The organism is Intrasporangium sp. (assembly GCF_036566125.1).
Classification (GTDB): Bacteria; Actinomycetota; Actinomycetes; order Actinomycetales; family Dermatophilaceae; genus Intrasporangium.
Map to the genome: position 1 here is coordinate 1 of NZ_DATCWX010000137.1, position 8,210 is coordinate 8,210.

At 67.8% G+C, this 8,210-nt stretch carries 8 protein-coding genes; 5 read left to right on the forward strand and 3 right to left on the reverse strand.

Annotated features, from left to right (window positions below; all coding sequences use genetic code 11):
- Positions 1-308 precede the first annotated feature (308 nt).
- The 3 genes from VIR15_RS07940 to VIR15_RS07950 all read left to right on the forward strand — a co-directional run bounded on the left by VIR15_RS07940 (position 309) and on the right by VIR15_RS07950 (position 2,622).
- Positions 309-680, forward strand: coding sequence for an META domain-containing protein (locus VIR15_RS07940; protein WP_331926935.1), 372 nt, complete (start codon positions 309-311; stop codon positions 678-680).
- Between the two features lie 50 nt (positions 681-730).
- Positions 731-2,041, forward strand: coding sequence for a hemolysin family protein (locus tag VIR15_RS07945; protein ID WP_331926936.1), 1,311 nt, complete (start codon positions 731-733; stop codon positions 2,039-2,041).
- 227 nt (positions 2,042-2,268) lie between these two features.
- Positions 2,269-2,622, forward strand: a complete 354-nt coding sequence (locus VIR15_RS07950; protein ID WP_331926937.1) for a DUF7144 family membrane protein — start codon at positions 2,269-2,271, stop codon at positions 2,620-2,622.
- A 48-nt stretch (positions 2,623-2,670) separates the two neighbouring features.
- Here VIR15_RS07950 and VIR15_RS07955 read toward each other — a convergent pair whose 3' ends face one another.
- Positions 2,671-2,919, reverse strand: coding sequence for a DUF8691 family protein (locus VIR15_RS07955; protein WP_331926938.1), 249 nt, complete (start codon positions 2,917-2,919; stop codon positions 2,671-2,673).
- A gap of 231 nt (positions 2,920-3,150) precedes the next feature.
- Here VIR15_RS07955 and VIR15_RS07960 point away from each other — a divergent pair, with 231 nt between their 5' ends.
- A complete protein-coding gene (locus tag VIR15_RS07960; RefSeq protein WP_331926939.1) occupies positions 3,151-5,760 on the forward strand; it encodes a winged helix-turn-helix domain-containing protein in 2,610 nt (869 codons plus the stop codon).
- Between the two features lie 51 nt (positions 5,761-5,811).
- A complete protein-coding gene (locus VIR15_RS07965) occupies positions 5,812-7,479 on the forward strand; it encodes an AI-2E family transporter (RefSeq protein ID WP_331926940.1) in 1,668 nt (555 codons plus the stop codon).
- On the opposite strand, the gene VIR15_RS07970 is transcribed toward VIR15_RS07965, so the two are convergent.
- Positions 7,476-7,754: an SHOCT domain-containing protein gene (locus VIR15_RS07970; RefSeq protein ID WP_331926941.1), complete on the reverse strand. Its 279-nt coding sequence runs from the start codon at positions 7,752-7,754 to the stop codon at positions 7,476-7,478. The genes VIR15_RS07965 and VIR15_RS07970 overlap by 4 nt on opposite strands.
- A gap of 63 nt (positions 7,755-7,817) precedes the next feature.
- The coding region (locus VIR15_RS07975; protein ID WP_331926942.1) for an SHOCT domain-containing protein at positions 7,818-8,210 on the reverse strand (393 nt) is incomplete at its 5' end.

Consider the following 8,210-nt stretch of genomic DNA (forward strand, 5'->3'; position numbering starts at 1 on the left):
CGCCTCCGTAGCGCCCGGACCAGCGTTGTCAGCCCCGGCGCCCAAGGTGGACCAGAACGCCTCGGCGGCGGCCCGGCCGTCGGCCTCGTGCCGCGCCTGCACCTCGGAGAGCCGGGTGCGCAGCTCCTCGAGCACCGCCACGTCCACCATGTCTCGAACATACGTTCGATGCATACACTTTGTCAACGCTTTTGGGAAGTTTGTCCCCCCTGATCTTGAACGCCCGCGGGACGCCTCCTGAACGTTGGGCTGGGAGCGAGCCCAGCGGCATACGGCCTCGTCATTGCACCAGGTGGTTGACTGCCTCCATGAGCAGCACGTCAGGCCCCTCGTCGGCAGCACCCAAGCCGGTCTGGATCGTCGAGTCGATCGGCGGGGCGCCGACCATCGATCCCAAGCCGGAGATCTCCCTGACCGAGGACGGCCGGGTCGTTGGGACGACTGGGATCAACCGGATCATGGGCACCTACGAAGCCGAGAATGAGACGGTGCGTATCTCCGGTGGCGGGATGACTCGGATGGCCGGCTCCGACGAGGCTATGGACCAGGAGCGCCGCTTCCTCAAGGTGCTCGAAGGCTGGAACGCCTTCCACGTCAGGGACGACCGACTCGAGCTCGGGCCACCCGACACCGGTCTGGTCTGCGTGGCTTCCCCGCCTCCTCACCCGATTGTGGGGTGAGGTACGCGGCGGGGGTCTGAATACGATGGACACCCGCAACGAAAGGCTCGGTGCCAGACCAGGTGTCCGGTTATTGGTTCAACATCGCCCTCGTCTTCTTCCTCGTCCTCATCAACGCGGCGTTCGCCGGCAGCGAGATGGCCCTGATCTCCCTCCGGGAGGGGCAGCTCAAGCAGTTGGACAAGGAGGGCACCCGACCGGCCCTGCGCCTCGTCCGCCTGGCGCGGGACCCGAACCGGTTCCTCGCGACGATCCAGATCGGGATCACCCTGGCCGGTTTCCTCGCCTCGGCGACGGCCGCAGTCAACCTGGCCGAGCCGCTCGTCCCCGCTCTCGGCTTCCTCGGAGGCGCGGCAGAGTTCGTCGCAGTCGCGGGCGTGACGCTGATCCTCACCTTCCTCACGCTCGTTCTCGGCGAGCTCGCCCCGAAGCGCCTCGCCATGCAGATGGCGATGCCCTGGGCCAAGGCCGTAGCCCGCCCCCTCGACCTGCTCTCGACGCTCTCCCGACCGGTGGTGTGGATGCTCGGCGTCGCCACCAATGCGGTCGTGCGCCTGCTCGGCGGCCGCGCCGAGGCGGCCAACGAGGAGCTCACCCCCGAGGAGCTGCGCGAGATCGTGACGACGCACCAGGGGCTCGGTCCGGAGCAGCGCGAGATCATCACCGGCGCGTTCGACATCCAGGAGCGGACGCTGCGCGAGGTCCTCGTGCCGCGCAGCCAGACCCTCTTCCTGCGCCACTCGATGCCCGTCGCAGAGGCCCGCAACCTGCTCGCGCAGCAGGGCCACTCCCGGGCCCCGGTCATGCGGGGCAACAACCGCGACGACGTCATCGGCGTCGCACACTGGGCCCAGCTCCTCGACGACGACCACGAGCGCCACGTCGGCGAAGTGGCCACACCGGCACTGGTCCTACCCGACACGGCGAAGGTGTCGGCCACGCTGCGCCGGTTCAAGGCGGAGCGCCAGCAGCTCGCCGTGGTCATCGACGAGCACGGCTCCGTGGACGGGATCGTCACCCTCGAGGACCTGCTCGAGGAGGTCGTCGGCGAGATCTACGACGAGACCGACTCCGATTCGATGGACGTTGCGAAGGCGGAGGACGGCTCGGTCACCTTGCCCGGCACCTTCCCCATCCACGACCTCCAGGACGTCGGTGTCGAGACCAACCTGGTCCGGCACGCCGAGTACACGACGGTGGCCGGGCTCGTGCTGCACCGCCTCGGCCGTATCCCCACGGAGCCCGGCGACACGGTCGACATCGACGGCTGGACCGTCGAGGTGACAGCGGTCGGGCACCACGCCATCACCGAGGTCCGCCTCGTCCCGAGGATGCACGAGGAATCGCCGGCCAGCGACTGACCGCGGCGACCCGTCCCAGCGGCGCGTCTCATGCTGAATGGGTGAGGCTGGCATCGGGTTGCGCGTCGAGGATGGATTCCGACCACGACTAGGGAGGACGCATGACCTCATCCACCCCACCTACCTCACCAACTCCATCGACCCCATATACGTCATCGACTTCTCCGATGCCAGAGGCCTCGTCGACATCTTCGGGGGCTCGGCCGCGTCGCGGCTGGGGGCATGGCATGGTCGTCTTCGCCGGGATGCTGATGGTTGTCGTGGGACTCCTGGAGTTCCTTCGGGGACTCACGGCGCTCTTCGAGAACACGCTCTTCGTCAACACGCCGAAGTACGTCTTTGCCTTCGATGTCACGACGTGGGGCTGGCTGCACCTCATCTGGGGCGTGGTACTCGCCGCGGTGGGCGGGGCGATCCTCGCCGGCAGGCTGATCGGGCGCATCGTCGGTCTGTCGATCGTCACCATTGCCCTGGTGCTCAACTTCGTGTCGCTGCCGACCTACCCGCTGTGGTCGATCGTCCTGATCGCCCTGTGCGTCTTCATCATGTGGGCGCTGTGTGCGGAGGACGAGATCGACTGAGCCCACTCGCTGGGCTGTGCCTCTCTCGCTGCAAACGCGACCCTGGCCCTATTCGGCCGGGTGACGGGTGGAACGCGCCGACGTCGAGCGCCCGGAGGGCACGCGCGTGATGTCGATGAGCTCGAGTCCGAGCGCCTTGATCCGCTCGATGAGGCCGTGCAAGGCGGCTTGGTCGAGTGAGCCGGCCAGCACGGTGGCGCTCGGCTCGACCCGAATCGTCAAGTCGTCGAAGGCCTCCCGGGCGGCGGGACCGATGACGCCCGCCACGCGGACTTCATAGCTGGTTCGTGACGCCACTTCACCACCTCCCGACATCGACCTCGTTCAAGGGTGGTACCGATGGTCCACGAGCGGGATCACCCATGGGGGATGAGGCGGGATGCATGGCCTCGGACGACGCCTGTTCCGTTCGCGTGTCGCGGGCTTTTTCGGACGAAACGACGCATCCGCGCTTACGCTAATGGGGGTCCAAGGTCCCGCATGGTGCGCGGCTGAGGCGGCCGAGCACTCCAAAAGGGGGTGGTGACGATGTTCTACCCCTTCCGCGCACGCCAAGGTTTGGTGCCGGCCCTCCCGGCGAAGCACGTTCCTCGTCCACGGTTGGTCGCGGCGCTCGAGAGCGCGGTCGAGGGCAACCCGCTGACGCTGATCTGCGCCGGACCCGCGTCTGGCAAGACCGTGCTGCTCACCGAATGGTCGCGATCGCGACCGCGTCCACTCGTGTGGGTCTCGCTCGACCCTGCCGACAACAGCGCCGCCGCGTTCTGGACCCTCATCGGCGAGGCCCTGCTGCAGTCGGGCCAGGCGCCGCCAATGGAGCCGGACGATCCGATGCGATCGGCCGAGACTGAGGTCATGGGCCGGCTCGAGGGGGCTTCGAGCGACCAGGAGAGCCCGCTGGTCCTCGTCCTCGACGACGCGCATTTCGTCACGGACCCCGAGGTCATCGCCACGCTCGATGCACTACTCACTCGACCACCGCCGGGACTGCGGGTCGTGCTGGCCGCGCGGAGCGACCCGCTGATCCGGTTGCACCGCTTCCGCATGCGAGGCCAGCTGGGAGAGTTGCGAAGTGCGGACCTGGCTATGACCGAGTCCGAGATCGAGGCGTTGCTGACCACCCATCGCGTATCCATTGGGCCGGAATCGCGGGCGCTCCTTGCGAAGCGCACGGAGGGCTGGGTCGCAGGAGTCAGGCTCTCGGCTCTCCGCATGGAGGCGAGCCCCGAGCCCGAGCGCTTCGTCAACGAGTTCGCCATGGACCGCGGAAGCATCGGCGAGTACCTCGTTGAGGAAGTACTCGCAGCACTGGACCAGACGACCCGCCGTCTCCTCATCCGCACCAGCAGCTGCGAGCTTGTCTGTGGCGAGCTTGCCGACGCCGTCTGTGAGTCGACCGGGAGTGGCGAGCTGCTCGCCCGGCTCGCGGCCGCAAACTCCTTCATCAGCCCGGTCGGCCACGATGGGGTGTGGTTCCGAAGCCATCCGCTCTTCAGGGAGGTACTGCGCCACCTCCTCCGCGGAGAGAGGGCCGTCGTCCAGCAGGGCATCGAGACCCGGGCCGCTCGATGGCATGACGGACAGGGCGACCTCGTCGAAGCGCTCCAGCATGCCCTGCGCGCCTCTGACTGGGCGTACGCCACGGACCTGCTCGAGCGCGGGGCCTTCGAGCAGATCTTCTTCCACGACGGAGACCGGTGGGTCAGCGAGCTCTCCGCGTATCCCGATGCAGCGCCAGAGAGCACTCCACCGGGCCTTCGCCACCGCCTCGTAGCCGCGCAGGCGGCAGTGGCGTGCATGCTGGACCGCCATGATCGGGCGCGCGAGCTGACGGTCGACCTCGAGGCTCTGGTCAGATCCGATTCACGAAGCTCGTTGGGCGAGGTCGCGAGACTCACCCTGGCTGCCCGATCGGGTGACCGCGACGGTGTCGATGCAGCAGCGGCGGCGCTGGTCGCCGCTGACCCCGGCGGCGTGTTCGAGGCGTTCGCACTCTCGGAGCTCGGCGCGGTGCACCTGTGGCACCTGGCGGATGGCCTGGCCGTCGAAACGCTGGAACGCGCTCTCGCCCTTGCCATGCAGCTGTCACTATCGGCGATCGCGCTCGCCTCAGGGGGTCGGCTGGTGCTCACCCACTGCGCCGCCGGACGCTTCTCGATCGCCGAGAAATATGCGCTGGATGCTGTCGGCATCAACAATGCGCACCCTCGGATCTCTGAGGTCTCCGCTGCGCCGTTCCACGTCGGCATGGCCGATCTCGCCATGTCGAGGGGCGATCTCGAGGGTTGCGCTCACGCCATGGCGCTCGTGGACGCGGCGCGGTTGCGGCAGCGAGATCCAGCTCTCTCCTGCGCGTCGACGTTGGTCAAGGCCGCCGCCTTGCAGGCAACGGGCGACTATCTCGGGGCGCGGGCGACGATCCTGAGCGACCCGTCGTCCTCGCTACCGGGCGCGTGGAGCCTCCGAGCGGTGAGCGCGACAGTCCAGCTCGAGCTCCTTGCGCAGAGCGGGCGCCCACTCGTCGCGCTCCACGGCGTTCAGCACAGTGATGCGCCCACGAACGACTTCCTGGCTGCGCGGACTCATCTCGCCCGTGCTCGAGCCCACCTCGCAGCCGGTGACTGTGCTGCGGCCGGACTGATGGCACGACGCGTCGTCACCGCCTCGCATCCGGCCACCACTCCCCTGCTCGTCGCTGCCGTCATCGTCGAGGCGGAAGTGGCCTTGGCGAACGGCGATGAGACCTCCGCCGTCGAGCATCTGACCCGAGCCATCGACCTCAGTTCACACGAAGGAATCAAGCTGCCGTTCATGGAGCCGACGCCCCGCATGCACGCACTGCTGTCGGACCACCCCAGCCTCGCCGCTCGGTGGCCTGTGCCACTGCGCTCCCCAGCGTCGAACCGTGCCGAGCAGTCGGAGACGCGCCGGCACCGGTCCCTGCCGGAGCCCCTCACCGACCGCGAGCTGTCGGTGCTGCGTTGGCTCGCCACGCGGATGACCACCGCTGAGATCGCCACGGAGCTGTTCGTGTCGATGAACACGGTCAAGACCCATCTCGCCTCGATCTATCGCAAACTCGAGTCGTCCAGCCGCCGCGAAGCCGTCGCCAGGGGCCGGGAACTCCACCTCATCTGACACGCGGATCATCCACGATGGATGAGGCCCCCGGCGCGCTGCGTGACGACCATGGCTGTGCGGCTCAACGGACGAGAGGGCACCGACTTGCCAGACGAGATGGTCGTCCTGGGATGTCACTACGAGGACGCCGAAAGCGCTGAGGCCGACCTCGCAGCACTGCGAGACGCCGGCGTGACTGAACTCGCCCTTGCGATCAACGATTCCGGCGAGCCGGTGCGGCTTCACGGTGCGATCGGCTCGCTGGCGGATGCCGTGCTCGTCGGTCTGCTCCCAGGAGTTGGCCTGCGCGACGGCTGGGTCCGTGCCGACGCAGACGGGTCCCAGGTCGGTCGGCTCGTGACCCGAGTGGTCGACGGCCTTCGCCCCGCGGACCTGCAGGCGCTCGTCGCGCTCGTGCACCGCGGCCCTCGCGTCCTCGTCGTCGTGACCCCTGAGCCGTCGCTCGACGCGGTCACGGCATTGACCGCACGAGCCGCGGACCGGGTCACCGCCCGCCTGGCCGTTGACGCCGACGCCCTGAGCAACGAGGCGCAGTCACTGCTCACCACCGTGCCGACGCCGGACGCGGACCCGACGGCAACAGCTCTTGCAGCCCCGGCCCGTCGGTCGGCGCCCGAGCTGCGCACGGCCTGGCGCGTGGGCCTGGTGCTCCTCGGGATCGTGCTGCTCTACAGCGCTGGACAGTTCATCCTGCAGGACGGTGGGCTGCTGATCTTCCAGCTGATCATTTCCTGGCTGGCGAGCATCGCCATGGAGCCGGCCGTGGGACGCCTCGCCCAACACATGCGGCGAGGACTTGCCACCGGATTGGTCATGGTCGGGGTCGTCCTTATCTCCGTTCTCTTCTTCGCCGCCTTCGGCAGTCTGCTCGCCGAGCAGATTGGCAACCTGGTCAGGGCGCTCCCGGGCGCCGTCGAGGACGCGATCGCCTGGATCAACACCACGTTCGACCTGAGCCTCGACGCCGCAGCGCTCGCCGCGCAGCTACAGGTCTCCCCTGCACAGATTGCGTCGCTCGGCGCCGAGGTGGCCGGCGGGCTGCTGGGAATCATCGCCTCGCTCGTGGGCGGCGTCTTCTCGATGTTCACGATCGGCCTCTTCGTCTTCTACTTCTCCGCCGACGCACCACGCCTCAAGCGGTGGATCGCGCGACTGCTGCCGCAACGACGACAGGAGGTCTTCCTCGTCGTGTGGGATCTCGCGGTGCAGAAGACCGGTGGTTACGTCGCCGCCCGCATCGTCCTGGCGGCGATCAGCGGTGCACTCACGGCTGCCTTCCTGTTCATCATCGGGATGGACTACTGGCTCGCCCTGGGCATCTGGACCGGCGTCGTCGCGCAGTTCGTCCCGACCATCGGCACGTACCTCGCCATCGCCTTGCCCGTGCTCGTCGGACTCACGAGCGCCGACCCCATCGACGGCGTGCTCGCACTCTTGTTCGCCCTCGTGTACCAGCAAATAGAGAATCTGACCCTCGAGCCGAAGATCAGTGCGAATGCGGTCGACATGCATCCAGCAGTCGCCTTCGCCTCCGTCCTGCTGGGAGCGGCGCTCTTCGGGGTCTCAGGAGCCTTCTGCGCCGTCCCCGTTGCGGCGCTGGGGCTGGCGCTGTTCGAGATCTACAGCCGCTCGTACGAGCTACTTCCGCAGTTCGCCTCGCCCGCCCCGCCAGTTGCCCGAGCAGGCCGTCTCATGCGAAGGCGTGCCCAGCCCTAACGGTTGAGCAGCCGCGACTTCTGAGTGGCGAACTCCTCCTCGGTGAGCACGCCCTGCTGGCGCAGCTGCCCGAGCTCGCGGAGCTGGGAGATCAAGTCATCGCTGTGGTCGGCCGGCGGAGGGGCCGGCGGCGCCTGGCCAGCGGCGGTTTGCGCCTGCTCGTCCTGCGCCGCCTCTTCACCCTCCGGTTGACGTGCCGACTGCCGCTGCGACACTCGACCGCTGACCGCGGTTGCCGTTCCAGCCACGACGGCGGTCCGCGCTGCGGTCCGCAACAGACCGGGCCTACCGCTCCGTGCGATCGGGCGTCCAATCATGATCCGGTCACTCCTGCTTCCTTACGCGAGCGCCTTGGCCTTGAGAGCGTCGAACTCGGCCTGAGTAATCGTCCCGGAGTCGAGCAGGTCCTTCGCCTTCGCGACCTGGTCAGCGGCTCCGACTCCGGTCTGCGGCCCAGCGACGTCGCGGATGTAGTCCTCCTGCATCTTCTGGACCGTCTTGACCTCGGCCATTCGGCGTCGGCTCATCCCCGAACCCCGTGCGATCAGGTAGATGAGTGAGGCAATGAGAGGCAGGATCACCAGGAAGACGACCCAGAGTCCCTTGGCCCACCCGGAGGTCTCGCTGTCACTCATCAGGTCGCCGAGGATCATGAAGAGAACCATGAGGTAGGCCATGAACGCGAAGAAGATGACGATGAACCACACGATGTCCCAGAAAGACATGCCAGA